Below are 248 nucleotides of genomic sequence, written 5' to 3'. Positions count from 1 at the left end.
ATCGTCATCCCATGTAGTTGATTCGCGGTCGACCCTTCCGACACAATCGGCGGTATCACACGCAAGAAGTGGGGAGCGACCGCCTCCCAAGCCGCGCCACCGACGACAACGGTGCCCACATCGAGCAGGTTCGTCACGGTGAGTATCGCGGATGCGGCGAATCGCGCGGCGCGCTCGAGGATCGTGAGTGCCCCGTCGTCGCCGTCGTCAGCGAGCTTGCTCAGTCGGCCGAAGGCCTCGACGATGGC

The 248-nt window shown here is 64.9% G+C and carries 1 pseudogene; it reads right to left on the bottom strand.

The annotated features are described in order from the left end of the window. Window positions 1-248: pseudogene (locus SB754_RS22135) on the bottom strand (ROK family transcriptional regulator); the annotation flags it as partial.

The sequence above is a fragment of the Leifsonia sp. SIMBA_070 genome, from assembly GCF_046534635.1.
GTDB lineage: Bacteria > Actinomycetota > Actinomycetes > Actinomycetales > Microbacteriaceae > Leifsonia.
The sequence above is the reverse complement of the archived record's forward strand: the minus strand, read 5'-3'. Positions and strand labels throughout refer to the sequence as shown.